Origin of the sequence: Sphingomonas cannabina (assembly GCF_021391395.1) — a bacterium.
GTDB classification, from domain to species: domain Bacteria; phylum Pseudomonadota; class Alphaproteobacteria; order Sphingomonadales; family Sphingomonadaceae; genus Sphingomonas; species Sphingomonas cannabina.
Genome location: NZ_CP090059.1, coordinates 4,300,550 through 4,326,745, shown reverse-complemented (window position 1 = coordinate 4,326,745; position 26,196 = coordinate 4,300,550). Strand labels below are relative to the sequence as shown.

Below are 26,196 nucleotides of genomic sequence, written 5' to 3'. Positions count from 1 at the left end.
CTAAGCTCCTTCCGCCGACTACACTCTGGTCAATAATGCCGATTTGAAATATCAATCGTCTGTTAAGATATGGCAGGGGCTATGGCGGCAACTTCGGCAGCGGCGCAGGACAGTTCGGTGGCCGGATCGCAACGGTTGAGCGACCTCGCCTATCGCAAGGTGCTGGAGGGGCTGTTCGACCGCACCGTGCCCGCCGGAGCATTCGTTTCGCAGAACGACCTCGTCAACCTGCTCGGCATCCCCGTGCAGCCGCTCCGCGACGCGCTGCGCGTGCTGGAGGCGGAGGGGGTGCTGACGATCCATCCGCGGTCCGGCATCCAGTTCCTGAAGCCCGACCTGGAGCTCGCGCGCAGCACCTATCAGTTCCGCACGATCATCGAGCGTGCGGCGGCGCGGGCCTATGCCGAGACCGCCGATGCCGATGTTGTCGCCGGGCTGATCGCCGATCACAAGGCGCTGCTCGCCGACATCGAGCAGGCGGGCTTCGATGGCGCCGCGCTCGTGCGCCTGGGCGAGCTCGAGGAGCGGCTCCACGGCGGCATGATCGCCAGCCTGCGCAACCCGCTGGTCGAGACCACCTCGCGCCGCCTCAAGAACTACGTGACGCTGATCCGCCTCGATCGCCTCGTCACCCAGCCGCTGGCATTGAGGACGCTGCGCGAGCACCTCGATATCCTCGAAGCGGCGGCGGCGCGCGACGCTGATGCCGCCGAGGCCGCGCTGGTTGGCCATTTCCAGGCGGCGCTGCAGCGCATCCTCGGCATGTTCTGATGCGCGTCCTCGATGCGCACCAGCATTTCTGGCGGATCGGCGGACCGGGGCAGAGCTGGCCCGACGCCGAATGGCCGCGGATCCATCGCGATTTCGTACCGGACGACCTGAGGTCGGCCGCGGCGGGCATCGACCTCGTCGGCAGCGTACTGGTGCAGTCGCAGCCGGACGACCGCGACACCGACTGGATGTGCGAGATCGCCGGCGACGATGCGACGGTGAAGGCGATCGTCGGCTGGGTCGATTTCGACCGGGCCGATGCGACGACGCGGATCGCCGAGCTGGCGCGCCGGCCGAAGCTGCGCGGGCTGAGGCCCATGCTCCAGGCGATCGATGACAGCGACTGGATCCTTGGCCTTGAGCGTGCGCCGGCGATCGAGGCGATGATCGCGCACGGCCTCCGCTTCGACGCGCTGGTCCAGCCGCGCCACCTGGCGCCGCTGCTGACCTTCGCAAGGCGTTGGCCGGAACTCGCGATCGTGATCGACCATGGCGCCAAGCCATTCGCCGCGCGTGGCGAGCTCGACCCATGGCGCGAGGAAATCGCCGCGCTGGCCGAGCTGCCCAATGTCTGGTGCAAGCTCTCGGGCCTGCGCACGGAGCAGGCGCCGGGCCAGCCGGCGGCGGCGCTGCAATCCTATGTCGCGCATCTCGTGCGGCATTTCCCCGGCAGGCTGCTGTGGGGCAGCGACTGGCCGGTGCTGCTGCACGCCGGCGACAGCTATGCCGACTGGGTCCATACCGCTTATGATCTCGCCGCACCGGTGGATGCGGCGGCACGGGACGAGCTGTTCGTCGGTGCGGCGCGCCGCTTCTACGCGATCGGAGAGGCTGACCTTTGAACTTCGACGATCTGGGCCCGCTCGGCTTCGGCGCCGCGGCGATCGGCAATCTCTATCGCGCGACGCCCGACGAGGACGCCGCCGCCACGGTGCGCGCCGCCTGGGACGCCGGCATCCGCTACTTCGACACCGCGCCGCACTACGGCTTCGGCCTCAGCGAGAAGCGGCTCGGCGCGGCGCTGTCCGCGCTCGACCCCGGCGAGAGCGCGATCGTCTCGACCAAGGTCGGGCGGCGGCTGGATCCCCGTCCCGATGCCGATCCCGGCCGGCCGCGCCAGGGCTTCGTCACACCCGAGCCGTTCGAGAGCGTGTTCGACTATTCCTACGACGGGGCGATGCGCTCCTACGAGGCGAGCCGGCAGCGGCTGCGGCGCGAGCGGATCGACATCCTCTACGTGCACGATGTCGGCCGGGCCACCCACGGCGACGATCATCCCCGCCGCTTCGCCGAGTTCCTCGATGGCGGCTACCGCGCGATGCGCGAGCTGCGCGAGGCCGGCGCCGTCGGTGCGATCGGCCTCGGCGTCAACGAATATCAGGTGGTCGAGGAGATGCTGGAGCACGGCGACCTCGACGTCGTGCTGCTTGCCGGCCGCTATACCTTGCTCGAACAGGAGGCGCTCGCCTCCTTCCTGCCCTCGTGCGAGCGGCGCGGCGTCAGGATCGTGATCGGCGGGCCCTTCAACTCGGGCATCCTCGCGACCGGCGTGCGCGCCGGGGGCACGCCCCACTATAATTACGAGCCGGCCCCGCCCGCGATCGTCGAGCGCGTCGCGGCGATCGAGGCGCTGTGCGACCGCCATGGCGTGCCGCTGGCGGCTGCGGCGCTGCAGTTCCCGCTCGCTCACCCGCAGGTGGCGGCGGCGATCCCCGGCATGGGTAGCCCCGATCAGGTCGCGGACGCACGCCGCCTGCTCGCCACGCCCATTCCCGCCACGCTATGGATTGAGCTCAAAGAGCAGGGGCTGATCCGCGCCGATGCACCGGTGCCGTCCGCACAGAAGGAAGACGCATGACCCGCCGCATCTGTCTCGCGCTCGATCTCGTCGACGATGCCGCGCTGATCGCCGAATATGAGCGCTGGCATCAGGTGGGGCACACCCCGCCGGAGGTCATCCAGTCGATCCGCGACGCGGGCATCGACAACATGGAGATCTACCGTGCCGGCGACCGGCTGTTCATGATCATCGACGCCGCCGAGGATTTCTCCGCCGAACGCAAGGCGGCGATGGACGAGGCCAACCCCGCCGTCGTCGCCTGGGAGGAGCGGATGCAGCGGTTCCAGCAGCCGATCCCCGCCGCCACCCCCGGCAAGAAGTGGCACGAGATGGACCGCATCTTCCGCCTGACCGAGCACCAGGGGCTCGGCGACTGATCAGCGACGCACGACGTCGATCGCGGACACCAGCGCCTCGCCGCGGTCGGCGGCGAAGTCGAGCGTGAGCCGGCCGTCCTTCGCCGTCGCGGGCAGTTCGACCGTCACCGCCTTCAGTCCTGCACCCGCGAGCGCCACCGGATCGATGCGGCGTCGTTCGCCACCGCTCGCGGTGACGGTGAAGACGCGCTTGCCGGCCGCCGTCTCCACCGGATCGAACAGGTGGAGCGTCACTCGATAGTCGCCGTCGGGAAGCGGCAGCGCGTAGCCGAACCGCTGCCCCCCGCGCCAGCTCGCATAGAGCTCGGGCGTCGCCGTCCCGGTGACGATCTTGGGTGGATTGGCGGGCTTGCCGGTCCCGCTGGCATAGAGCTCGCGCCTGAACGGGTTGAGCGTGAAGCCGGTGCCGCCGCTGAAGAAGTCGTCGGACCCATAGCGCGTGCCGTCGCCGAGCGTCACGCCGGTGAGCGTGCCGGTGCGGACATGGAGCGCATCCTCGCGACCGTCGTAGCGCCAGGTGATACGGTCGGTGACCCCGCCGGCCACCGCCTCCAGCCGGTTCTCGCCCCGGCGCAGCCGCACGCCGGGCCAGACGCAGACGTGATCGGCGCACCGCGCCGTCCCCACCGGTTGCCCGTTGAGCGACAGGGTCGCGCTCGCCGCATTGCTGTAGGCGCGCACGTCGACCATCGGATAAGCGCGATCGACGTAGCGCCGGCCGGTCAGGTACAGCACCGGCCGGTCGCTCCACGCCGCCTTGTAGAAGTAGAAGGCATCCTTGCGCGTCTTGCGGTCGAAGGTCACCAGCCCCTTGGTATTGATGTCGAAGCTGTCGCCTTCCTCGCGCAGGTCGCTGGTCGCGTCGAACATCTGCCACACCCAGCTGCCCCACAGGAAATCGAGCGGCGCGATCCCCTTCCACGACAGCTCGTGCACCGCGGCCTGGACCTCCTCGGGCTGCGGGCGCGAGATGCTTTCGATCCTGCCGCCGAAGGGATTGTCGGTGTGCTGGGTGACGGCCCCGCCCGCGCCATATTCGCCGACGCCGATCGGCAGGCCGGGCCGTTCGCGGTGGAGTCCTGTCAGCACCCCGCCCAGCTTCGCTGCCTCCTCGGCATGGCCCGATCCGTACCAGCCGAGGTAGAGGTTGTAGGCGACCGTGTCGGCAGTGCCGGAGGTGCGGTCGCGCCCGTCGTCCTTGTCGCCCGGCAGCGGCTCGCAGCACACGGCGATGGTGGTCGGCCGCGTCGGATCCTCGCGATGCGCGAGCGCGTCGAGCGCGGTCATCAGCGGCCGCGCGTTCGACGGGGTCAGCCCCTTTGACGACCAGTTGGTGATCTCGTTGCCGATCGACCAGACGGCGACGGAGGGATGGTTGTAGTTCTGGCGGATCAGCTCGATCAGCTGCTGCTCGGCGCTGGCGCGCATCTCGGGCGGCGTGTCCGCCTGGCCGGGGATCGAGGCGAGGTTGACCAGCCCCAGCTCGGCCCAGAGGATGACGCCGTAGCGGTCAGCGAGGTCGTCGAACGGCTCGGCGTGGTTGTAGTGCGACAGGCGCACGCTGTTGGCGCCGATCTCGCGGATCAGTGCCATATCCTCCTCATGATCCGCGAGCGACAGCGCCCAGCCCTTGTCCTGCCGGTCCTGATGCCGTGTGACGCCGTGGAGCTGCATCGGCCGTCCGTTGAGGATGAAGCCGTGCGCCGGATCGATCGCGACGGTGCGCAGGCCGAGCGGCTGGGTCACGCGATCGGTAACGCGCCCCTTGTCCACGACCTCGACGATGGTCCGATAGAGATAAGGGTCGGCCGGACCGTTCCACCGACGCGGCGACGTCAGCCTCAACGCAGCCCGGCTCTCGCCGGCGGCGCCCGGCGCCAGACGTAGCGTGCGCTCGTCTCGCGCTACCTCCCGCCCCGTCGCATCGGCAATGCGCGTGCGGACCGTAAGATCGGTCGCATCCGATCCGTCGTTGCGGAGACGCGCGAGCACCGACACCTCCGCCGCCTGGTCGGTGAGGCTGGTCGCGTTCGCATAGGTGCCGGGGCCGCCATGATCGAGCAGGTCGACATGCCGCTCACCTGTGACCAGCAGCGACACCGGCCGATAGAGCCCGCCATACATGAAGAAATCGCCCGAGATCGGCACGACATATTGCGTGGGACTGCCGGGATCGGGCTTGGAATTGTCGACCTTCACCACCAGCATATTGTCGCCCTCGCGTACGGCGTTGGTGGCGTCGAAACGAAAGCGGCTGAAGGCGCCGGCATGCGCGCCGAGCCGCCGGCCGTTCAGCCAGACCTCGGCGACGATGCTGGCGGCGTCGAACTGCAGGAACACGCGCTTCTGCCGGAGGTCGGCGGGCGCCAGGAACCGGAGCCGATACCAGCCCACGCCGCGGACCACATTAGCATCGGCACGACGCTTCAGCTCATAGCTGCCAAGCCGGTTCCAGGTGTGTGGCACCGACACCCGCTCCCAGCTTCCGTCGTCGAAGCCGGGCGCGATCGCGCCGGCCGGAGCATCGCCGAGATGGAATCGCCAACCCTCGGCAAGCGCCACTTCGGTGCGAGGCTGCGCACGCGCCGCCGGCATCGTCGGAAGCAGGAAAGCGACCACCAGCAGGCCGAGCATTCCCATGACGTGACGCTGCATCATCGCGGCTCCCTCTCCCGGACGGCGGCGTCCGATCTGCTATTAAGATATCAATAAAGTTATGAGATATCTCTTTCGCCGCCGCAAGGGTTCGGATTAGAAGGTCGTCCGCCTGCTTGAGCTTGCGTCCGCAATCGACCGCTGGCAGCGGTTCACCTCCCGCCCCGGCCAACTAGGATGATCATGACCGACCGGCTTTCCCTGTCCAATCTGTCCAGCCTGCCTGCGGCGGTGACGCCTCCTCCCTACGATCGCGAAGCGGTTCGCGCCGGCGTGGTGCATCTCGGCATCGGCGCGTTTCACCGCGCGCATCAGGCGGCGGTGTTCGACGCGGCGCTGGCGGACGGCGATCTGCGCTGGGGCATCCTCGGCGTGTCGCTGCGCTCGCCGGGCGTGCGCGACCAGATGGTGCCGCAGGACGGGCTCTACAGCCTGGTGGTCCGCCAGGGCGACGAACAGCGCGTGCGGATCATCGGCGCGACGCAGGACGTGCTGGTCGCGCCCGAGAGCCCGGTCGCAGTGGTCGAAGCGCTGGCCAGCCCGGACGTCCACATCGTCACGCTGACCGTGACCGAGAAGGGCTATCGCCTCGACCCGGCGACCGGCGCACTGCTCGAGCAGGAGGAGGACGTCGCGAGCGATCTCGCCAGCCTGGCGGCGCCGCGTACCGCACCCGGCTTCCTCGTCGCCGGCCTCGCCCGCCGCCGCGAGGCAGGCCTGCCGCCGTTCACCGCGATCAGCTGCGACAACCTGCCGCACAACGGCCGGCGGCTGCGCCAGGCGGTGCTGACGATGGCCGAGCGGCACGACCCGGCCCTGGCGGAATGGATCGACCGGCACGGAGCCTTCCCGCAGACGATGGTCGACCGCATCGTGCCGGCGACCACGCCCGACGATATCGCCGCGCTCGCCATCCAGCTCGGCGTCGAGGACCAGGCGATGGTCAAGGCCGAGCCCTTCAGCCAGTGGGTGATCGAGGACAGCTTTGCCTCCGAACGCCCCGATTTCGCGCGCTTCGGCGTCCAGCTCACCGGCGACGTCGCGCCGTGGGAGGAGGCGAAGCTCCGGCTGCTCAACGGCGCGCATTCCGGGATCGCCTATCTGGGCGGGCTCGCCGGCATCGAGTTCGTCCACCAGTTCGTCGCGCGGCCGGAAGGCCGGCGCTTCGTCGAACGGCTGTGGGACGAGGCGCAGACGACGCTCGATCCGCCCGCCGGGCTGGATATCGCCGCCTATCGCGGTGAGCTGATGACGCGCTTCTCCAACAGCGCGCTGCAGCACCGCACGCGCCAGATCGCGATGGACGGCTCGCAGAAGCTGCCGCAGCGCCTGCTCGCGACGATCGCGGCACGGCGCGCGGCGGGATTGGAGGTGGAGACGCTGGCGCTGGCGGTGGCGGCCTGGATGCGCTGGCAGGGCGGCGTCGACGATGCCGGGGCGACCTTCACGGTCGACGACCCCCTTGCGGCCAGGACCGCGGCGGCGCTTGCGGGCTGCGGCTCGGCGGCGGAGCGCGTTGCGGCGCTGCTGGCGATCGATGCGATCTTCCCGCCCGCGCTCGCCGCGGATGAGCTGGTCCGGTCGACGCTGACCCGCCATCTCGAGCGTCTCGAATCCACCGGAGCGCTGGCGGTGCTCGCCTGAGCTCAGCGTCGCTTCGCCGGCAGGTAGCGGTCGGCGAAGCGGATGTAGTTGGCCCAGTCCCAGCGCGTGATGTCGTGCGGCCCCGCGCGCAGATGATAGGCAATGCGCGACAGCACCGGCTGGTCCGGCGGTGGCATTGCATCGGTCGCGAGCCCTTCGGCGCCGAGCAGCCGGTAAACCGGCTCGGCCGCCTTGGCCGCGAGGAACTCGCCCCTGGGATCGGACCAGAGATCGAGGCTGGCGCTGGCGACATAGACGGGCCGCGGCGCCACCAGCGCGATCAGCTCGTGCGCGTCGACCGGCAGCCCGGCCTCGCGATCCGCATAGGTCTTGTAGGTCGGCGCGAACCAATAGTCGTTCATCACCCGGATCGTCTCGCCGAACCGTCGCCGGTAGAGCGCGGCGCCTCCCTCGCCGGAATCGTTCGAGATGACGGCGGCGAAGCGGGTGTCGCGCGCGCCCGCCCATAGCGCCGCCTTGCCGTACCGCGAGTGGCCGAACACGATCACGCACCCGGCGTCGACGTCGTGGTCGGTGGCGAGATAGTCGTAGACGCGGCTGAGGCCCCAGGCCCAGGTCGCGATCGCGCCCCAGCGGTCGGGCGTCGAGGCGGTGGTGCGATAATAGGGCTGGATGCTTTCGGCGAACTTGCCGTCGCCGTCGGGGTAGAGATCGCCGGTGAAGTAGGTGGCGACACCGTAGCCGGCCTTGACGATCTCCTCGATCGGCCATTGCGCGGCGTCGATGCCGCGTGAGCGTTCCGTCGCCCGCCCTTTGACGACGCCCTCGGCAGGCACGACCCAGCTCGGCGTGATCGCGATCGCCGGGTCGGGATGGACGGCCTGGTTGCCGTGGAAGTTCGGCCCGACGAAGACCGGTACAGGCTTATTCGCGCGGGCAGGAAGGTAGAGCAGCACCGCCATCCGTGGCCCGGCGGCGCTGTCGAGATAGATGCTCACCTGCTTGCGCACCGCGAGACCGCCCAGCGCTGCGCGATCGAGGTCGGTGACGACGAAGCGCATGTGGCGCGGCGGCGGTGGGGCGATGCCGTAGATATTGGTCTCGAACAGGCGGACGAGCTCGGGCCGGCGCTGCTTCCACCATTGCCGGGCACTGGTGATGCGCGTGCCGTCCGTCGCCGTCAGCGGATCGGGCAGGGTATAGGCGGGGACCTTTGCCTCGTCGAAGTTCCCGTCGAGCTGCGCGGCCACCGGCGCCGCGGCGAGCAGCCCCGCCGCCGCCGTAAGTAAAGGCCGGAAACGTCGCCGCTTCCGGCCCACCCCCTTTTCAGAAATTGACGTGGAACCCGAGCTGATAGGTGCGGTCGAGCTGGTTCGACAGCGTCGGAAGGTCGGGCGTGCCATAATATTGCACCTGATAGGCCGACGACAGGTTCACCGCATCGAACTTGATCGAAAAATGCTCGTCGAACGCGTAGGTCGCGGAGAAATCGAGCGATTCCTGCGGCGCGTTCCACAGCGTCCGTCCGGCCGTGTCGGCGAAGTTGGTCTGCACGCTCTTCGATCGCCGGTTGTACGAGACGTGGAGCGACAGCGGTCCTTTCTCGTAGATGCCGGTCAGGTTGAAGCTATGCTTGGACAAAAGGTCCGCCGGCACCGTCACGGTCTGGCCGACGACGGGCAGCTTGCTGTCGACATAGGTGTAGTTGCCTTGGAAGCCGAGGCCGCTCAGCAGACCGGGCAGGAAGTCGAGGAACTGCTGGTAGGTGAGCTCGAATCCCTTGATCGTGCCCGATCCGGTGTTGCGTGGGCGGCTGATCTGATAATCCTGGCCGTCGATCGTCTCGGTCACCGAGAATTTTTGGATGAAGCCGGTGACGTCCTTCTGGAACAGCGCGACCGCGGCATAGTTGGACTTGCCGAAATAATATTCGAGGCTGGCGTCATACTGGTCGGCCTTGGTCGGCTGCAGATTGGGATTGCCGCCGCTGCCGGTGAAGTTGACCGCGTTGAGCACCAGCGCCGGCGACAGGTTGCCGAAATCGGGCCGGGTGATCGCCTTGGAATAGGCGAGGCGCAGGAACAGGTTGTCGGTGAACTTGGCGCGCACGTTCACGCTCGGCAGCCAATTGTCGTAGGTGGCACTGCCCTCGACCGGCTGCCCCGCCGCGTCGAACACGCGCTGGTGGTTCTTGGTGCTGACGTAGCGGATGCCGACATTGCCGTCGATCGGCACGCCCAGGTCGAAGCCGAACTGCGCCTGGGCATAGCCGGCCCAGACCGTCTCCAGATAGTTGAAGTGGTTGCCGAGTGGATAGACCGGATCGTCGATCGAGATGCCCGCCAGCACGCGCGTGCGCGTCGCATCCTTGATGAAGGGGGAGGCGATCGCCAGCCACTGGTTGATCGAGGCGTTCTGGTCGGTGAACAGATTGCCCGGCGTCAACTCGCCGACGTTGGCGAGCGGCTGAGTCAGTGTCACCGTCGAGCTGACGCTGTAGACGTCGTTGACCGCCCGGTGCCGCGCCCAGCGGCCGCCGACCAGCAGCGCGGTCAGCGGGCTGTTGGCGAACTCGTACTTGGCGTCGAGGCGGAACGACGGCTCGCGGCCGAGGCTCTGCTGGCCGAGGTCCGAATAGGTGGCCGTCGCCGCATAGCTCGCGGGATTGGCGACGTCGACGCCGCTCACCGACGCGTCCGGGGTCGCTCCCGAGAGATCGACCGTCGCCCCCGGCGCGCGCGTCTGGATCGCGATGCTGCGGGAATAGAATGGCCCCGAGCTATCAATATATGCCGCCTCGCCGGCCAGCGAGAAGCGCCCGCTCTTCCAGTTGAAGCCGAGCCCCAGGCTGGTGGTGTCGTAGGGATTGTCCGACGCGCCGGTGACCGAGCGCACCAGTGCGTTGGTCAGCCCGAAGCTGTCGGGGACGTTGCCGTTCGGCGCGTCCTTGTAGACGAAGCTCCCGGGCACGCCGCGCGTCGCGCCGTCTATCTGGATGGAGAGCTGCTGAGTGAAGCTGTGCCCGCCCGAATGGCTGCGCATCGCGTCCGCGTGGATCTCGAGCTCGGGCGAGGGCTGCCACTGCAGCGCCGCGTACATCGTCGAGCGGACGCGATTGCCGGTCTCGTAGCGCGGGCGGAACTGGGTCGGCACCGTCACCGCATCGCCGCTGTCGTTCGGGAAAACGCCGTCGCCGTCGCGATCGTAGAGGTTGTTGGTGTTGCCGTAGACGTTGGTCGAGACCTGGTAACCCGCCGAGTAGAAACGCTCGTACTGGCCGCCGACCAGCACGCCGATCTCGCCGATGCCGCTATCGAAGCGGTCGCTGACCACGCCGGAGACGCGCGGCGACGCCTTGTCCTGGAAGTCGCTATAGGCCGCCGATCCGGTGAGCGCGAAATGGAAGCCTTTGAAGTCGAACGGACGGGCGGTGCGGATGTTGATGAGGCCGCCGAGCCCGCCCTCGATCTGGTCGGCGGTGGCGGTCTTGTAGACATCGAGGCCCGACAGGATGTCCGACGAGAAGTCGAGCAAGGTCGCGGTGCGGCCGGTGTTGGTGAACAGCTGGCGGCCGTTGATCGTGGTCATCACCTGCTTGAGGCCGTGCACCACATAGCCGTTGCCCTCGCCGCGCGAGTTGCGCGCGATCTGGACGCCGGGGATGCGTTGCAGCGTCTCGGCGATGTTGGTGTCGGGCAGCTTGCCGATGTCCTCGGCGACGATCGAATCCTGGATCTGGTTCGAATCGCGCTTGATGTTCGCCGCATTGGCGAGCGTCGCGCGCAGGCCGGTGACGACGATGTCCGCTTCGGTCTGCGGATCAGCGCCGCCGCCCGCGCCGCTCGCGGCAACCTGTGCGTTCGCCGATGTCGCCGCGAGCGCGGCCAGCGCCGCCGACGCCAGCAAGGAAATCCTGGAAACCATAGCCGGGTCCTCTCGCCAACGGCCCCGGCGCGTCTGATGTGTGCCTATGAGCCTCGATATCAATCCGGCAGCATGATATTTCAGTCAAGCGAATTTTATGGGCAAAAGTCAGTTTCTGATCGAGCAGAGGGAAATGGGCCGTCGAAGATCACAGTGCCCAATGCTCCTGCGAAGGCAGGAAATCTGGCCGCAAGCAACACGCCCGCGATCCAGGGCTCCTTGCCTTCGCAGGAGCACGACTAAGTTCATCGGAATGGCTTCTAGCGAACCGGCGCCACGCCCAACCGCGGGATCTCGATCGCGGGACAACGGTCCATCACCACCTTGAGTCCCGCTGCCTCCGCGCGTGCCGCCGCCTCATGGTTGATGACCCCGAGCTGCATCCACACCGCCTTCGCCCCGACTTGGATCGCCTCGTCAACCGCTTCGCCGGCGGCCTGAGGACGGCGGAAGATGTCGACGATGTCGATCGGCTCGCCGATCTGCGCGAGCTCGCGGAACACGAACTCGCCGTGGATGTGCTCGCCGGTGATCTGCGGGTTGATCGGGATCACGCGATAGCCGTGGTCCTGCAGCCGCTTCATCACGCCATAGCTCGGCCGGTCGGGCCGGTCGGAGGCGCCGACCAGCGCGATCACGCGCGCGCCCTCCAGCAGGGCCTTGATATCCTCGTCGCGGGTCAGCGGCATGTCATCCTCCGTGTTCGCGGAGCCAGGTGTCGAGCCGTTCCGCCAGCCCCTCGAACGCCGCCGCCTCCGGCCCGTTCCCGGCGGCCGGCGGGCGCCCGGCATCCGAATCGCGCCGCACGGCGATGCTGAGCGGAATGCGGCCGAGGAAATCGATCCCGAGCCGCTTCGCCTCCGCCTCGGCGCCGCCGTGGCCGAACGGATCGGAGATCTCGCCGCAATGCGGGCAGGCGTAGCCGGCCATGTTCTCGACCAGGCCGATGATCGGCACGCCGGCCTTGTTGAACAGGTCGATCGCGCGCGCCGCGTCGATCAGCGCCAGGTCCTGCGGGGTCGAGACGATCACCGCGCCCGCGGGCTTGTGCTTCTGCACCATGGTGATCTGGACGTCGCCGGTGCCCGGCGGCAGGTCGAGGATCAGCGGATCGGCCTCGCCCCAATGAGCATCGATCAGCTGGCCGAGCGCGCTCGATGCCATCGGCCCGCGCCATGCCAGCGCCTGGCCCGACTGCACCAGCATCCCCATCGACAGTAGCGGCACGCCCGCGGGCGTCGTCACGGGGATCATCTTCTTGTCGCGCGCGTCGGGCTGCATCCCCTCGGCGCCGAGCAGGCGAGGCTGCGAGGGACCGTAGATGTCGCCGTCGACCAGCCCCGCATCGCGGCCCAGCGCCCGCAGCGCCACTGCCAGATTCGCCGATACGGTCGACTTGCCGACCCCGCCCTTGCCGCTCGCCACCGCAATCAGCCGCCGCGGGCGGCGCTCGCTGGTGCGCAGCACGCGCGCATCGGTGAGGCCCTGCGCCTCCGCGGCGGCGCGCGCCTCGGCCTCGAGCAGCGCGGCTGCGGCGGTATCGAGCCCGGTCACGTCGACCATCAAGGTCGCGCGCCCATCCTTCACGCGACCGGTGACGCGGGGCGGCAGATTGGTGAGTTCGGGGTCGGCCATCCGTGCCACTTAGGGTGCCGTTCGCGCACTGCCACTGTTTTTCCGCGTCTCCGGTCCTATAAAGGCCTCCATGAACATTCTTTCGGGATGGCGCGCGCGCGGCCACATCCTTCGCAACGAGCCGCCGAAAAGCCCCTGGGGCGGCAAGCCCACGGGCGGCGGCGATGATTCAGGCAAGGGCGGCGACGATTCGGGCAAGGGCGGTGGCGGCGGTCCGCGCAATCCCTGGTCCTTTCCGCCCGAGGGCCGGCGCTCGCGCCCCGGATCGGTCAGCTCGCTCGATGAGTTCCTGAAGCGTGCGCGCGGCGGTGGTGGCGGTCCCGGCCTGCCCGGCGGCGTCTCGGGGCGCAGCCTGTGGCTGATCGGCGTCGGGCTGATCGTCGCGCTGTGGGTGCTGTTCACCAGCATCTGGCAGATCGCACCGCAGGAGCGCGGCGTCGTCACCTTCTTCGGCCGCTATGCCGGCGTGCTCGAGCCCGGCATCCACCTGACGCTGCCGTCGCCGTTCAACAACGTCGAGAAGATCGACGTCCAGAACATCCGTGAGGAGACCTTCCCGACCAGCTCGAGCGAAGAGAATCTGATGCTGACGGGCGACCAGAACATCATCAACCTCGCCTATCAGGTGCGCTGGAACATCGGCAATCCGCAGGATTATGTCTTCCAGATTCGCGATCCCAAGGAGACGGTGCGCGCGACGGCGGAAAGCGTGATGCGCGCGGTGGTCGCCGACGTCGATCTCGACCAGGCGCTCGGCCGCGGCCGTACCGTGATCGAGGCGCGCGTGCAGCAGCTGATGCAGGAGACGCTCGACGAGTATAACTCGGGCGTCCGCATCCAGGGCGTGGCGATCAGCAAGGCCGATCCGCCCAATGCGGTCAACGACGATTTCAAGGCGGTGTCGGCCGCGCAGCAGGAGGCGCAGTCGAACCTCAACAACGCGCGCGCCTATGCTCAGCAGGTGATCGCGCGCGCGCAGGGCGAGGCGGCGCAGTTCGACAAGATCTACGAGCAATACAAGCTGTCACCAGACGTCACCAAGCGGCGCCTGTATTACGAGACGATGGAGGCGGTGCTGGCCAAGTCGAACAAGACGATCGTCGAGGCCCCCGGCGTCACCCCCTATCTGCCGCTGCCCGAGGCGCGGCGCACGATCCCGGACGCGCAGACGCCGCCCGCCGTGCAGCAGGGAGGCGCCCAATGAATGGCGTCCTGCGCAGGCCGATGACGTTCGGCATCCTGCTGCTCGCGGCGCTGATCCTGCTCGCCAGCACCTTCACCATCGTGCCCGAGACGCGCCAGGCGGTGATCCTGCGCTTCGAGGTGCCGGTGCGCACCGTCAACGCGTGGCGGCAGGGCGAGGAGTTCGGCCGCACCGGCGCGGGCCTGATCGCGCGCATCCCGTTCATCGACCGCATCGTCTGGGTCGACAAGCGCGTGCTCGACGTCGACCTCGACAACCAGCCGGTGCTGTCGACCGACCAGCTGCGGCTTCAGGTCGACGCCTATGCCCGTTTCCGCGTGATCGATCCGCTCCGCATGGTGGTGACCGCGCGCAGCGTCGACGGCGTCACCTCGGCGCTGCAGCCGCTGTTCAGCTCGGCGCTTCGGGCCGAGCTCGGCAAGGTCGACTTCGCGGTGCTGCTGTCGCCCGAACGCGGCCAGGTGATGGACAATATCCAGAAGCGCCTGCAGAACTATGCCAGCCAGTACGGCGTCCAGATCGTCGACGTGCGCATAAAACATGCCGACCTGCCCGACGGCACGCCGCTGGAAAGCGCGCTCGAGCGGATGCGGACGGCCCGGCAGCAGCAGGCGCTCACCATCCGCGCCCAGGGTCAGCGCAACGCCCAGATCGTCCGGGCGGACGCCGAAGCGCAGGCGGCGAAAATCTATGCGGACGCCTTCGGCAAGGACGCGCAGTTCTACGACTTCTATCGGGCCATGCAGTCGTACCGCTATACCTTCGGCGCCGACGGCGGCTCCGACCAGGGGCGCGGCGGCACCTCGATCATCCTGAGCCCGCAGAACGGCTATCTGCGCGAGTTCCAGGGGCGTTGATTCGAAACGAGGGCATCACCAAGTTGGGCATGAAAAAGGCGTCATCTGCTGTCGAACCGTTCATCTTCAGTGAGCGTTCAGCATTGTAGTCGTCATTAGACCCGCGTCGCTCCAGTCCATTTCGAGCTCGAGAGGAAGACCCTAACGTGCGTTACGCCTACGCTCTCACCGCAGCGCTCCTTCTTGGCGGGGCCGCCGTCTCGGCGACGCTCCAGCCGCCCGCGGGCGCGCAGACCGCCCAGAACGAGCCTGGCACGATCCAGGCGACCGCGCCCAAGGCCGGTGCGCCGATGAGCTTCGCCGACATGGTGGCGAAGCTGCAGCCCGCCGTGGTCAACATCTCGACCCAGCAGCGCGTGACCGTCAACCAGACCAATCCCTTCGCGGGGACGCCGTTCGGCGACCTGTTCGGCTTCGGCCAGCAGGGCGGCGGACGTCCGGTAACGCGTGACGCGACGTCGCTGGGATCGGGCTTCATCATCTCTCCCGACGGCTATATCGTCACCAACAGCCATGTGATCTCGCCCGGCTCGCGCAATGCCGTGGTCGACAGCATCACCGTCACCCTCACCGACCGCCGCGAGTTCAAGGCGCGGCTGATCGGGCGCGACCAGGCGTCGGACCTCGCGCTGCTCAAGATCGAGGGCACCAACCTGCCGTTCGTGAAATGGGGCGATTCGACCGCCGCGCGCGTCGGCGACTGGGTGGTCGCGATCGGCCAGCCGTTCGGGCTCGGTTCGACGGTGACGGCGGGGATCATCTCCGCGGTCCACCGCGTCGGCAGCGGTCCGCTCGACCGCTTCATCCAGACCGATGCCTCGATCAACCAGGGCAATTCGGGCGGCCCGATGTTCGACCTCAACGGCAACGTCATCGGCATCAACTCGCAGATCCTGTCGCCGACCGGCGGCAACGTCGGCATCGGCTTCGCGATTCCTGCCGAAGAGGCGCGGCCGGTGATCGACACGCTGCTCAAGGGCAAGACGGTTCAGCGCGGCTATCTTGGTGTCGGCATCCAGCCGGTCACAGACGATATTGCCGCGGCGCTGGGTCTGCCGAAGAACCGCGGCGAGATCGTCAGCCGCATCGAGCCGGGCGAGCCGGGCGACAAGGCCGGCCTCAAGCAGGGCGACGTCGTCGTCGCCGTCGGCGGCAAGGAGGTCACGCCCGATCAGACGCTGAGCTATCTGATCGCCAGCCAGACGCCGGGCACCCGCGTACCGCTGTCGGTGATGCGTGACGGCAAGCCGGTGACGGTCAACGTGACCGTCGGCACGCGTCCGCCGGAGGATCAGCTCACCGGTTTCAGCCAGGACAATGACGACGACAACGACGGGCTGCCGGACGACAATGGCGGCTCCGCCACCACGCCCAACAGCCTGGGGCTACAGCTCACGCCGCTGACGCCGCAGATCGCCCGCCAGGTTGGCGTCGATCCAGCCACGCGCGGCGTGGTGATCGTCTCCGCCGATCCCTCGAGCGACGCCGCCAACAAGGGGCTGCGCCGCGGCGACGTGATCGTCTCGGTCAACCGCACGCCGGTGACGAGCCTCGCCGAGTTCAACAGCGCGGTGAACGCCGCCAAGTCGGCCGGGCGCGACCAGGTGCTGCTCTATATCCAGCGGGCGCGCGGCAACGGCGGCTTCATCGCCGTTCGGTTGAAATAACCGCGACAGGCTTGGAAAACCGCGCATTCGCGCTATCCCTCCCGGGGCAACCCGGGAGGGATTTTTCATGTCCGACTCGATCTACATCGGTTCCAGCGCCGCCGGCGTCCGGCAGGAGCTCCAGCTCAAGCGTGCCAATCGTCACGGCCTGATCGCCGGCGCGACCGGCACCGGCAAGACGGTGACGCTGCAGGGCATCGTCGAGGGCTTCTCGGCGAACGGCGTACCGAGCTTCGTCGCGGACGTGAAGGGCGACCTCTCCGGCCTCGCCATGGCGGGCGCCGCCACCGCCAAGACGCATGAGGCCTTCGCCGCGCGCGCCAAGCAGATCGGGCTGACCGACTGGGCCTATGCCGACAATCCGGTGCAGTTCTGGGACCTGTTCGGCGAGCAGGGCCATCCGATCCGCACCACCGTCAGCGAGATGGGCCCGCTGCTGCTCGCGCGCCTCATGGACCTCAACGAGGTGCAGGAAGGCGTGCTGACCATCGCCTTCCACGTCGCCGACAAGGACGGGCTGCTGCTGCTCGACCTCGACGATCTCCAGTCGATGCTCACCCATTGCGCCGAACGCGCCGAGGAGCTCACCACCACCTACGGCAACGTCTCGAAACAGTCGGTCGGCGCGATCCAGCGCTCGCTGCTCCAGTTGCGTGCCCAGGGCGGCGACCATTTCTTCGGCGAGCCGGCGCTGGCGATCGAGGACTTCATCGCGACCGACGACAAGGGCCGTGGCATCGTCAACATCCTCGCCGCCGACAAGCTGATGGCGAGCCCCAAGCTCTATTCGACCTTCCTGCTGTGGCTGCTGTCCGAGCTGTTCGAGACGCTTCCCGAGGTCGGCGACCCCGACAAGCCCAAGCTCGTCTTCTTCTTCGACGAGGCGCATCTGCTGTTCAACGACACGCCCAAGGCGCTGCTCGAGAAGGTCGAGCAGGTCGTTCGCCTGATCCGCTCGAAGGGCGTCGGCGTCTATTTCATCACCCAGAACCCGATCGACATCCCCGACACGGTCGCGGCGCAGCTCAACAACCGCATCCAGCACAAGCTCAACGCCTTCACCCCCAAGGATCAGCAGGCGGTCAAGTCCGCGGCCGAGACGTTCCGCGCCAATCCCGGCGTCGACGTCGCCACCGCGATCACCGAGCTCGCGGTCGGCGAGGCTTTGGTGTCGCTGCTCCAGCCCGATGGCGCGCCCTCGCCGGTCGAGCGCACGCTGATCAAGCCGCCGTACTCGCGCGTCGGCCCGGTCACCCCGGTCGAGCGCGGCGTGCTGATCCAGACCGACGCGATCGGCGCCAAGTACGACACCGCGGTCGACCGCGAATCGGCCGAGGAGATCCTCGCCGCCAAGGCCAACGAGGCCGCCGCCGCGGCCGCCGCCGCCAAGGCGCAGGACGAGGCGGAGAAGGCGGCCGCGCTCAAGGCGAAGGAGGAGGCGGCCGCGGCCAAGGAAGCCGAACGCGCCCGCATCGCCGCCGAGCGCGAGGCGGCGAACAACCCGTGGAACAAGGCGATCACCTCCGCGACCCGCTCGGCCAGCTCCGCCGCCGGGCGTGCCGTCGCCAACGAGGTGACCAAGGCGATCTTCGGCGGCTCCCGCCGCGGCGGCGCGGCGGGCAGCATCGTGGGCGGGTTGGTGCGGGGGGTGCTGGGCGGGTTATTCCGGAGGTAGTCCGGTCCACTGGCCGCTATTGAGCACCCACGTGCTCCTGAAGGCAGGAGCCTTGGATCGGCGCGGTGTCGCTTGCCGCCTGAGCTCCTGCCTTCGCAGGAGCACTACTTCAATCCGAACAAGACAGGCCACGGGCTCTCACCTTCGTGGGAGCCCGTGGTTGCAAAAGATCAGAACGCCGCGCGCAGCGTGAGCTGGACCAGCGGGCCGGAATGCTCGCGCTCGATCTCATATTCGTCGAGATCGCCGTCGGCGCGTGCCTTCAGAATCTCCTCATACGAGTCGCCGTCGTACTTGCGGAAATCCTCGTACTTCACGCGGTCGAGCAGGTTCTGCACCGAGGCGCGCAGCACGAAATGTTTGCCGATCCGCTTCTCGACGAACGCCTCCAGGTCGGGATCGTAGCGCAGGCTGACCGTCTCGTCGAAGTTCGACTCGGTCGCCCGGCTGCGGCCCGAGATGGTCGCGCCGAAGCTCACGTCCGCCGGATCGACGTTCTGGATGAAGCCGACGTTGTAGATATGGTGCGGCTGGTTGTTGAAGCGCCGCTCCTCGCCGGTGAACGGGTCCGTCGTCTTGCTGTCGAGATAGGTGTAGTTGGCGAACAGGCCGGTCTCGCCGAAGCCGAACAGCTTGACCGGAGTCGAGAAGTCGACCTCGACGCCCCAGGTCTGCCCGTCGCCGATGTTCTGCGGCCGGAAGTTCTGGCCGCCGGCGTCGCTGTTCTCGAACGCCACCAGCTCGATCAGGTCCTTGATGTCGCGATAGAAGACGTTGACGCCCAGGATGCCCTTGGCGCCCAGCCGCCGCTCATAGCCGACGTCCACGCCCCAGGCCTGCTCGTTGCGCAGCGACGGATTGCCGATCGTGTTGTCGTCGTCGCCCGGGCTCTCTTCCTGCACATAGGGTGAGATCATGTCGTAGTTGGGCCGCCGCACCGTCCGCGCGACCGAGGCGCGGAACTGGTCGCGCGACGTCGGCGCATAGCGGATATGCAGCGACGGATTGAGCAGGTCGGCATTGTACTTGGCGGTGCCCTCGGCACCGGTCGTCTTGCGGTCGGTGATCTCGTAACGCAGGCCCGCGTCGACCGTGAGCGCGCTCGCCGGCTCGAAGGTGAGGCGCAGGTACGGGTCGTAGCGCTTCTCCCTGATCTTGAAGTTCGCCGCCGGATCGACCTCGGTCTCGTCGTCCTCGACCTTCAGCACCGAATTGAAGCCGTTGCGGGTCTTGCTGAGCAGGTCGATGCCTGCCTTGACCTTGAACGGACCGCCGTCGCCGTAGCGCAGGAACAGCGTGCCGGTATATTCGTCGTCCTTGATCCGGGTCGTCTCGACCTCGTCCGCCTCGAGATCGCTCAGATCCTCCTCGTCGCCCTTGAAGGTCGAGGCGACGGTGTGGTCGCGGTAGGCGTTCCACGCGCCCGCGATGCCGAGCTTCAGATTGCCGAGCGGGATCAGCGCATCGGCGGTGACCGCATAGGTCTGCTGGTCGATCTCCTCATGCTGGGTCTCGACCCCGTCGAAATCGAGGTCGGCGCCCTCCCAGGTGAGCGAGGTCTCGTCCTCGTCGCGGTCGGTGTCGACGAAGAAGCCGCCGATGCGGAAATGCCCGCCGTCGCCGAAGCGCGTCCTGATCTCGCCGCTGCCCGACAGGTCGCTGCCGTCGCGGGTGTCGCTCTGTGCCTCGAAGTTGTTGAACTCGGGATCGGTGACGTATTTGCTGTCCAGCCCGTCGGGGAAGCGCTTGTCGTCGGTTACCGGCGTGTCGTCGAAGCGGTAAGAGACCTTCTTCTTCGGATTGCGGCGCTTCTGATAGTTGAGCGCCCCCCAGAAATCGGTCGAATCGCTGATGTGGCCGGCATAGGCGATCGCCCCCGACGGACGGACGCCGCCGTCCCTGGTATTGATCAGCGCGCCGCCTTTCAGGAACCCGCCCTCGAAGCTGGTCGATTCCTTGGTGATGATGTTGAGCGTGCCGGCGGCGCCCTCGCTCGGCTGGTCGGCGGTCGGCGAGCGGACCAGTTCGATGCGCTCGACCAGCTCGGCCGGGATGCGGTCGACGAAGAAGCTGCGGTCGGCCTCGCCGCCCGGAGCGCGGCGGCCGTTGATCAGCACCTGGGTATAGCCCGGCGGCAGGCCGCGGAACTGCACCGCGTCATATTCTAGCACGTCGGAGGTGAAGGTCACGCCCGGCACGCGCTTCAGCATCTCGCCGACCGACACCGGCTCGAACTTCTGGAAATATTCGAGGTCGTAGGAAAGCACCGGGTTGGGATCGTCGGTGCGGTTGCGGAACTCGATGTTGCCGGTGACGATGATGTCGTTGGCGCGCGGTGTGTCGCCGGCGCTCTGCGTCGAACTCTCGGCACCGGCCTGATCCTGCGCGACCGCGCCGATCGGCGCGAGCAGCGCGGCAAGCGCGCAGCCGCAGAGAATGGTCTTCCGGTCGATCATGGATGTCGCCCCCCTGATGGCGATGAAGATGGTCGTGAGACGAGCGCCACGGCCGTGCGCTTGCCGCCGCCGCTAGGGGGGATCGATGTCGTATCGGCGACGTTATGGTTTCAGTTCTGTGACGGTGTGCAGCTGCTCCACCGATCTAGGGTCCAGACCCCATAATTCGTCATGCCGGACTTGTTCCGGCATCCACTCCTCCAAGGACTGGCGCCGGGTTGCAGCTGGAACGGTGAAACCTGTACTCGACCGCCCAGTGGACCCCGGAACAAGTTCGGGGTGACGAATGGTTGATCAGATTCCTGCCATTCGCTCTAGGATGGCCTTTTCGCCGGAGTCGCCCATGAACGCCCCCCTGACCACCGATTGGACCGCCGCCGGCGCCGCCGAGCTCGCCGACGTGGTCGCGCTGCGACGCGCGATCCACGCCGATCCCGAGATCGGCCTCCATTGCCCGCGCACCACCGCCAAGCTGCGTGCGGCGCTGGAGGGGCTGCCACTCGAGATCCACGAATCGACCTCGACCACCGGCTTCATTGCCATCCTGCGCGGCGGCTCCGACAACGGCCGCACCGTGCTGCTGCGTGGCGACATGGACGCGCTGCCGATGCCCGAGGAGACCGGGCTCGACTTCGCGAGCCAGGTGCCGAACGCGATGCACGCCTGCGGCCACGACAGCCATTCGGCGATGCTGGTCGGCGCCGCCCGCGCATTGTCGGCGCGGCGCGAGCAGCTTCCCGGCACCGTCGTCTTCATGTTCCAGCCGGGCGAGGAAGGGCATCACGGCGCGCGGCACATGATCGAGGACGGGCTGCTCGACATCGCGCGGCCCGACGCCGCCTTTGCGCTCCACATCTGGCCGAACGCGCCCGGCGGGCTGGTGATGAGCCGCCCGGGCCCGCTGCTCGCCTCGACCGACCAGCTCAACATCACCGTGCGCGGCCAGGGCGGGCACGCGGCGATGCCGCACGAGGGGCTCGATCCGATCCCGGTCGCCTGCGAGATGGTGACCGCGCTCTCGACCTTCGTCGCGCGCCAGATCGCGGTCGCCGACCCCGCGGTGCTGTCGATCACGAAGATCGTCGCCGGCTCCGCCTACAACATCGTCCCCGACGAGGTGGAGATGAAGGGGACGCTCCGCACTCTTTCCGACGCCACCCGTGCGAAGGCTCAGCAGGGCCTACGCCGCATCATCGAGCATGTCGCCGCCGCACATGGCTGCACCGCGGAGCTGCGCATCGACGAGGGCTATCCGGTGACGCGTAACGATCCGCGCGCGGTCGAGCTGGTGCAGGGCATCGCCGAGGGGCTGGGCGGCCGCGGCTGGCGCACCGTTCCGGCGCCGATCATGGGCGGCGAGGACTTTTCCTATGTGCTGCGCGAGGTGCCGGGCGCGATGGCCTTCCTCGGCGTCGCCGCGGAGGACGTCGATCCCGCCACCGCCCCGCCGCTCCACAACACGCGCATGACGATCGACGAGGCGGTGATGGCGAAGGGTGTCGCACTCCACTGCGCCTTTGCCGAGCGCTTCCTGGAGGGGGGATTCGGCTGAGGCCTTACGCCCGAATTGACTGGATGGCGTTGTCGGCCTTATTATCAACAGGTAGTACCTTGGAATAAGAAAATGGCGACGTCGGTCAAACTGGATGAGGAATTGAAGGGCCGCGTGCAGAAGCTTGCCGCCGCGCGCGACCGCAGTCCTCATTGGGTCATGCGTGAGGCGATCCGGCAATATGTCGATCGCGAAGAAGCACGTGATGGTTTCGAGCGAGAGGCGCTCGCTTCGTGGATTGCCTATCGTGAGACGGGGCGGCATCTGACCGGCGACGAGGTGGCGGCCTGGCTCGAAACCTGGGGAACGCCTGCGGAGACGGCGGTGCCTGATTGCCACGACTGATCGTTACCGAGGGCGGCGCGGCCGGTCTCGAGCGCTGTCGCCGCTTTCTCGTCGAGCGCAGTCCTGCGGCATCGATGCGCGCTGCCAAGGTCATCGGCGAGCATCTGAAGACTCTCGAACGCTTCCCCACGGTCGGACGCCCTGTCCATGACGGCCTTCGCGAACTGGTGATCGGTTTCGGCGAATCCGGATACGTCGCGCTCTATCATTACGATCCGGCGGAGGATGCGGTCCTTCTCGCCTTTCGCCATCAACGCGAAGCCGGCTACTGACAAACCATTTTCCTACGCGGCCCGATCTGTGCCACCTTGGCCGGATGACGCCGTTTCACGATTACGACGCCCCGGCCGCGCTCGTCCGCTTCGACTCACATGATAGGCGAGTCAATTCAGTCAACATTTTCGGGCTGGACCGCGCATGACCCAGACCGGCTCCCTTCGCGAGCTGACGCTGCGCGGCGTCATCCTCGGCGGCCTGATCACGCTGCTGTTCACCGCGGCGAACGTCTATCTGGGACTCAAGGTCGGCCTGACCTTCGCGACGTCGATCCCCGCCGCCGTCATCTCGATGGCGATCCTGCGGTTCCTGCCCGGGCACAACATCCTCGAGAACAACATCGTCCAGACGATCGCGAGCGCGGCGGGCACGCTGGCGGCGATCATCTTCGTGCTGCCGGGCCTGATCATGGTCGGCTGGTGGACGGGCTTCCCCTATTGGACCTCGGTCGCGGTGTGTGCGACCGGCGGCGTGCTCGGCGTCATGTTCTCGGTGCCGCTGCGGCGCGCGCTGGTGACCGGATCGGACCTGCCCTATCCCGAGGGCGTCGCCGCCGCCGAGGTGCTGAAGGTCGGCGCCGGCACCGAAGCCGGCGACGCGGAGAACGCGCAGGGGCTGCGCGCGATCGTCACCGGCAGCCTCGTCTCGGCCTTCTACTCGCTGATCACCCAGTTCAAGTTCACGCTCGGCGATCTCACCCGCAACTTCCGCGTCGGCGCGACCGGGAGCGGCTATTCGGTCGGGCTGTCGATGGCGCTGCTCGGGGTTGGCCATCTCGTCGGCCTGTCGGTCGGCTTCGCGATGCTGACGGGGACGATCACCGCCTGGGTGGTGCTGGTGCCGCTGCTGACCAGCTGGCATGGGCTGACCGGCCCCGTCAGCGACGTGGTGAGCGAGGTGTTCCGCACGCAGGTGCGCTTCATCGGCGCCGGCGCGATCGGCGTCGCGGCGGTGTGGGCCCTGCTCAAGATCCTGGGGCCGATCATCGGCGGCATCCGTTCGGCGATGGCGGCGGCGAAGGCGCGCGGGCAGGGCCAGGTGCTCGAGCTCACCGAGCGCGACCTGCCGATCGGAATCGTCGGCGGGGCGATCCTGCTCACCTTCGTGCCGATCGCCTATCTGCTCTGGGCCTTCGCGGCCGGCGGGCCGATCGCCGACCATGCAGTGCCGATCATCCTGGCGACGCTCGTCTATGTCGTGGTGATCGGCGTCGTGATCGCCTCGGTGTGCGGCTACATGGCCGGCCTGATCGGCGCGTCGAACTCGCCGGTGTCGGGGGTCGGCATCCTCGCCATTCTCGGGGCCTCGCTGATGCTGGCGGCGGTCTACGGTAACGGCGGAACGCCCGAGCGCGGCGACGCGCTAGTCGCCTATGCGCTGTTCGCGACCGCGATCATCTTCTCGATCGCGACCATCTCCAACGACAACCTCCAGGACTTGAAGACCGGCCAGCTCGTCGGCGCGACGCCGTGGAAGCAGCAGGTGGCGCTGGTGATCGGCGTCGCCTTCGGCAGCCTGGTCATCCCGCCGGTGCTCGACGTGCTCAACATCGCCTTCGGCTTCTCGGGCGCGCCCAATGCCGGGCCGAACGCGCTGCCGGCGCCGCAGGCCGCGCTGATCTCGTCGCTTGCCAAGGGCGTGCTCGGCGGCACGCTCGACTGGCGGATGATCGGCACCGGCGCGGTGTTCGGCGTGGTGATGGTCGCGATCGACGAGGCGCTGCGCCGCAACGGCAAGATGGGCCTGCCACCGCTCGCGTTCGGCATGGGTATCTACCTGCCGATGTCGGCGACCCTGCTGGTGCCGGTCGGCGCGGTGATCGGGCATTTCTGGGAGCGCACGATCAAGGATTCGCCCCGCCGCGACTTTTTCTCGCGGATGGGCGTGCTGGTCGCGACCGGGCTGATCGTCGGCGAGAGCCTGTTCGGCGTGGTGTTCGCCGGCATCGTCGCCGCCACCGGCAGCGACGCGCCGCTGGCGCTGATCGCGGACTTCGAGGGCGTGGCGGTGTGGCTGTCGCTGCCGGTATTCGCGGCGCTGATCGCCTTCGCCTACCGGCGCACGCTCACAGCTGCGCGAGCAAGTCGCTGATCGTGACGAAGGCGAAGCCGATCGAGGAATCCGCGATCCCATAGGGGATGAAGATGCGGTCGCCGTGCTTCAGCGCCCCGCAGGTGTAGACCACGTTGGGAACATAGCCCTCGCGGTCCTGGTCGGCGGGGGCGATCAGCGGCTCGGCGGTGCGGCCGATCACCTTGGAGGGGTCGTCCTTGTCGAGCAGCGCGGCGCCGATCGCGTATTTGCGCATCGCCCCGACGCCGTGGGTCAGGAGCAGCCAGCCCTCGTCGAGCTCGATCGGCGGGCCGCAATTGCCCATCTGCACGAGCTCCCACGGATGCTCGGGCTTCAGCAGGATCTCGCCCTCGTCCCAATGGTCGATGCGGTCGGAGGAGATGACATAGACGTTCTCGCCGTCCTGCCGCCCGATCATCATGTAGCGCCCGCCGACCTTGCGCGGGAACAGCGCCATGCCCTTGTTGCGCGCCGCCGATCCCGACATCGGCACCAGGTCGAAGGAGCGGAAGTCGGTGGTGCGCAGCAGCTCCGACTGGATGCGCTCGCCGTTATAGGCGGTGTAGGTCCCGATCCACTCGTCGCGGCCGTCGTCGTGGGTGAACCTGACGAGGCGCAGGTCCTCCAGCCCCTTCGACTGCGCACCGGTGATCGGGAAGATCACCGTGCCGGACAGCGTCGAGTCGCGGTGGCGGTAGACGGTGATCGGCCCTTCCGGCACATGGAGCTCGTCGCCGGGCGTGTCGGCGGCGGTGGCGAAGGGCGGCTCGGGCGCGAGCTTGAGCTGGTTCCTGTCGGTGACGATCCCCTCGCGGAAGGCGATCGAGCTGATATGGCCTTCACCCACCGCCCGCATCGACATGAGGATGCGGGTCGAGCCCTTGGGCATGCCGCTCTGGTCGTAGTGCGGCACCACGCTCGGGTTCATCAGCGCGGCGGCGGCATAGCTGTATTCGTGGCAGAAATAGGCACCGATCAGCTGCCGCTTCTCGTCGCCGATATCGGCGCCGTCGAGCCCGAGCAGCGCCTCGATCTCGTCGTAGCGCGTCATGAACACGCGCCGCGTCTGCCAGTGCCGCGCCTCGAAGTCCTTGAGCACCGCCTCCAGCGAGGCATGCGTCTCCTTGGCGTCCATCGCCAATACCGCGCTGACGATGCGCTCCGTCCGGCTGGGCGCGCCGTTGTTCGACGTCCAGCCGATGTGGAACGGCCGCACCACCACCCGCGACGGATCGGCGTGCAGCCTCAGCGCATGATGGAACATCTCGAGCAAAGCGCCCCCCG

Annotated in this window: 20 protein-coding genes; 13 read left to right on the top strand and 7 right to left on the bottom strand. The window is 68.0% G+C overall.

Annotation, left to right across the window (positions count from 1 at the left end):
• The first annotated feature begins 81 nt into the window (after nucleotides 1-81).
• The 4 genes from LZK98_RS20185 to LZK98_RS20170 are packed head-to-tail and all read left to right on the top strand — an operon-like array spanning nucleotide 82 to nucleotide 2,988.
• The gene (locus LZK98_RS20185; protein ID WP_233784297.1) at nucleotides 82-771 is read left to right on the top strand and encodes a GntR family transcriptional regulator; all 690 of its coding nucleotides are present in this window, start codon (nucleotides 82-84) and stop codon (nucleotides 769-771) included.
• Nucleotides 771-1,613: an amidohydrolase family protein gene (locus LZK98_RS20180; RefSeq protein ID WP_233784296.1), complete on the top strand. Its 843-nt coding sequence runs from the start codon at nucleotides 771-773 to the stop codon at nucleotides 1,611-1,613. Before LZK98_RS20185 ends, LZK98_RS20180 begins: the two co-directional genes overlap by 1 nt.
• Entirely contained in the window at nucleotides 1,610-2,629 is a 1,020-nt protein-coding gene (locus tag LZK98_RS20175; RefSeq protein ID WP_233784295.1) for an aldo/keto reductase, read from the top strand. Before LZK98_RS20180 ends, LZK98_RS20175 begins: the two co-directional genes overlap by 4 nt.
• Nucleotides 2,626-2,988, top strand: a complete 363-nt coding sequence (locus tag LZK98_RS20170; protein ID WP_233784294.1) for an L-rhamnose mutarotase — start codon at nucleotides 2,626-2,628, stop codon at nucleotides 2,986-2,988. Before LZK98_RS20175 ends, LZK98_RS20170 begins: the two co-directional genes overlap by 4 nt.
• Here the strand turns inward: LZK98_RS20170 and LZK98_RS20165 are convergent, their stop codons facing one another.
• Complete coding sequence (locus LZK98_RS20165; protein ID WP_233784293.1) at nucleotides 2,989-5,643, bottom strand: glycoside hydrolase family 2 TIM barrel-domain containing protein; 2,655 nt, start codon at nucleotides 5,641-5,643, stop codon at nucleotides 2,989-2,991.
• A gap of 183 nt (nucleotides 5,644-5,826) precedes the next feature.
• Here LZK98_RS20165 and LZK98_RS20160 point away from each other — a divergent pair, with 183 nt between their 5' ends.
• The gene (locus LZK98_RS20160) at nucleotides 5,827-7,287 is read left to right on the top strand and encodes a mannitol dehydrogenase family protein (protein ID WP_233784292.1); all 1,461 of its coding nucleotides are present in this window, start codon (nucleotides 5,827-5,829) and stop codon (nucleotides 7,285-7,287) included.
• 2 nt (nucleotides 7,288-7,289) lie between these two features.
• Here the strand turns inward: LZK98_RS20160 and LZK98_RS20155 are convergent, their stop codons facing one another.
• The 4 genes from LZK98_RS20155 to LZK98_RS20140 form a co-directional block, all read right to left on the bottom strand.
• Nucleotides 7,290-8,567, bottom strand: a complete 1,278-nt coding sequence (locus LZK98_RS20155; RefSeq protein WP_233784291.1) for a glucuronyl esterase domain-containing protein — start codon at nucleotides 8,565-8,567, stop codon at nucleotides 7,290-7,292.
• Nucleotides 8,568-8,574: 7 nt separating this feature from the next.
• Nucleotides 8,575-11,172, bottom strand: a complete 2,598-nt coding sequence (locus LZK98_RS20150) for a TonB-dependent receptor (protein WP_233784290.1) — start codon at nucleotides 11,170-11,172, stop codon at nucleotides 8,575-8,577.
• Between the two features lie 260 nt (nucleotides 11,173-11,432).
• A complete protein-coding gene (locus LZK98_RS20145) occupies nucleotides 11,433-11,861 on the bottom strand; it encodes a CoA-binding protein (RefSeq protein WP_233784289.1) in 429 nt (142 codons plus the stop codon).
• Between the two features lies 1 nt (nucleotide 11,862).
• Entirely contained in the window at nucleotides 11,863-12,807 is a 945-nt protein-coding gene (locus tag LZK98_RS20140) for an Mrp/NBP35 family ATP-binding protein (protein ID WP_233784288.1), read from the bottom strand.
• 70 nt (nucleotides 12,808-12,877) lie between these two features.
• On the opposite strand from LZK98_RS20140, the gene hflK reads away from it, so the two are divergent.
• The 4 genes from hflK to LZK98_RS20120 all read left to right on the top strand — a co-directional run bounded on the left by hflK (nucleotide 12,878) and on the right by LZK98_RS20120 (nucleotide 18,210).
• The gene (gene hflK / locus LZK98_RS20135) at nucleotides 12,878-14,011 is read left to right on the top strand and encodes a protease modulator HflK (RefSeq protein WP_233784287.1); all 1,134 of its coding nucleotides are present in this window, start codon (nucleotides 12,878-12,880) and stop codon (nucleotides 14,009-14,011) included.
• Nucleotides 14,008-14,868, top strand: a complete 861-nt coding sequence (gene hflC / locus LZK98_RS20130; protein ID WP_233784286.1) for a protease modulator HflC — start codon at nucleotides 14,008-14,010, stop codon at nucleotides 14,866-14,868. Before hflK ends, hflC begins: the two co-directional genes overlap by 4 nt.
• A 146-nt stretch (nucleotides 14,869-15,014) precedes the next feature.
• Nucleotides 15,015-16,535 carry a Do family serine endopeptidase gene (locus LZK98_RS20125; protein ID WP_233784285.1) on the top strand — a complete coding sequence of 507 codons (1,521 nt, stop codon included), beginning with the start codon at nucleotides 15,015-15,017 and terminating at the stop codon, nucleotides 16,533-16,535.
• A gap of 67 nt (nucleotides 16,536-16,602) precedes the next feature.
• A complete protein-coding gene (locus LZK98_RS20120; protein ID WP_233784284.1) occupies nucleotides 16,603-18,210 on the top strand; it encodes a helicase HerA-like domain-containing protein in 1,608 nt (535 codons plus the stop codon).
• Between the two features lie 170 nt (nucleotides 18,211-18,380).
• Here LZK98_RS20120 and LZK98_RS20115 read toward each other — a convergent pair whose 3' ends face one another.
• A complete protein-coding gene (locus tag LZK98_RS20115; protein WP_233784283.1) occupies nucleotides 18,381-20,666 on the bottom strand; it encodes a TonB-dependent receptor plug domain-containing protein in 2,286 nt (761 codons plus the stop codon).
• 343 nt (nucleotides 20,667-21,009) lie between these two features.
• On the opposite strand from LZK98_RS20115, the gene LZK98_RS20110 reads away from it, so the two are divergent.
• The 4 genes from LZK98_RS20110 (at nucleotide 21,010) to LZK98_RS20095 (ending at nucleotide 24,930) form a co-directional block, all read left to right on the top strand.
• Entirely contained in the window at nucleotides 21,010-22,218 is a 1,209-nt protein-coding gene (locus LZK98_RS20110) for a M20 metallopeptidase family protein (protein WP_233784282.1), read from the top strand.
• Between the two features lie 72 nt (nucleotides 22,219-22,290).
• Entirely contained in the window at nucleotides 22,291-22,563 is a 273-nt protein-coding gene (locus LZK98_RS20105; RefSeq protein ID WP_233784281.1) for a CopG family ribbon-helix-helix protein, read from the top strand.
• A 74-nt stretch (nucleotides 22,564-22,637) separates the two neighbouring features.
• Complete coding sequence (locus LZK98_RS20100) at nucleotides 22,638-22,835, top strand: type II toxin-antitoxin system RelE/ParE family toxin (RefSeq protein WP_233784280.1); 198 nt, start codon at nucleotides 22,638-22,640, stop codon at nucleotides 22,833-22,835.
• 145 nt (nucleotides 22,836-22,980) lie between these two features.
• A complete protein-coding gene (locus tag LZK98_RS20095; RefSeq protein WP_233784279.1) occupies nucleotides 22,981-24,930 on the top strand; it encodes an OPT family oligopeptide transporter in 1,950 nt (649 codons plus the stop codon).
• Here the strand turns inward: LZK98_RS20095 and LZK98_RS20090 are convergent.
• Nucleotides 24,905-26,176 (bottom strand): glycoside hydrolase family 130 protein, encoded by a 1,272-nt coding sequence (locus LZK98_RS20090; RefSeq protein WP_406694234.1) that lies wholly within the window; start codon nucleotides 26,174-26,176, stop codon nucleotides 24,905-24,907. The two genes, LZK98_RS20095 and LZK98_RS20090, sit on opposite strands and share 26 nt — an antisense overlap.
• Nucleotides 26,177-26,196: the final 20 nt, after the last annotated feature.

Bases quoted from the DNA above. Each gene is read 5' to 3' on its own strand.
- LZK98_RS20150 (WP_233784290.1), bottom strand. From the start codon at position 11,172: ATGGTTTCCAGGATTTCCTTGCTGGCGTCGGCGGCGCTGGCCGCGCTC.
- hflK (WP_233784287.1), top strand. From the start codon at position 12,878: ATGAACATTCTTTCGGGATGGCGCGCGCGCGGCCACATCCTTCGCAAC.
- LZK98_RS20100 (WP_233784280.1), top strand. From the start codon at position 22,638: ATGCGCGCTGCCAAGGTCATCGGCGAGCATCTGAAGACTCTCGAACGC.
- LZK98_RS20140 (WP_233784288.1), bottom strand. From the start codon at position 12,807: ATGGCCGACCCCGAACTCACCAATCTGCCGCCCCGCGTCACCGGTCGC.
- LZK98_RS20105 (WP_233784281.1), top strand. From the start codon at position 22,291: ATGGCGACGTCGGTCAAACTGGATGAGGAATTGAAGGGCCGCGTGCAG.
- LZK98_RS20090 (WP_406694234.1), bottom strand. From the start codon at position 26,176: ATGTTCCATCATGCGCTGAGGCTGCACGCCGATCCGTCGCGGGTGGTG.
- LZK98_RS20180 (WP_233784296.1), top strand. From the start codon at position 771: ATGCGCGTCCTCGATGCGCACCAGCATTTCTGGCGGATCGGCGGACCG.
- hflC (WP_233784286.1), top strand. From the start codon at position 14,008: ATGAATGGCGTCCTGCGCAGGCCGATGACGTTCGGCATCCTGCTGCTC.
- LZK98_RS20115 (WP_233784283.1), bottom strand. From the start codon at position 20,666: ATGATCGACCGGAAGACCATTCTCTGCGGCTGCGCGCTTGCCGCGCTG.
- LZK98_RS20185 (WP_233784297.1), top strand. From the start codon at position 82: ATGGCGGCAACTTCGGCAGCGGCGCAGGACAGTTCGGTGGCCGGATCG.
- LZK98_RS20120 (WP_233784284.1), top strand. From the start codon at position 16,603: ATGTCCGACTCGATCTACATCGGTTCCAGCGCCGCCGGCGTCCGGCAG.
- LZK98_RS20110 (WP_233784282.1), top strand. From the start codon at position 21,010: ATGAACGCCCCCCTGACCACCGATTGGACCGCCGCCGGCGCCGCCGAG.
- LZK98_RS20145 (WP_233784289.1), bottom strand. From the start codon at position 11,861: ATGCCGCTGACCCGCGACGAGGATATCAAGGCCCTGCTGGAGGGCGCG.
- LZK98_RS20095 (WP_233784279.1), top strand. From the start codon at position 22,981: ATGACCCAGACCGGCTCCCTTCGCGAGCTGACGCTGCGCGGCGTCATC.
- LZK98_RS20170 (WP_233784294.1), top strand. From the start codon at position 2,626: ATGACCCGCCGCATCTGTCTCGCGCTCGATCTCGTCGACGATGCCGCG.
- LZK98_RS20160 (WP_233784292.1), top strand. From the start codon at position 5,827: ATGACCGACCGGCTTTCCCTGTCCAATCTGTCCAGCCTGCCTGCGGCG.
- LZK98_RS20165 (WP_233784293.1), bottom strand. From the start codon at position 5,643: ATGCAGCGTCACGTCATGGGAATGCTCGGCCTGCTGGTGGTCGCTTTC.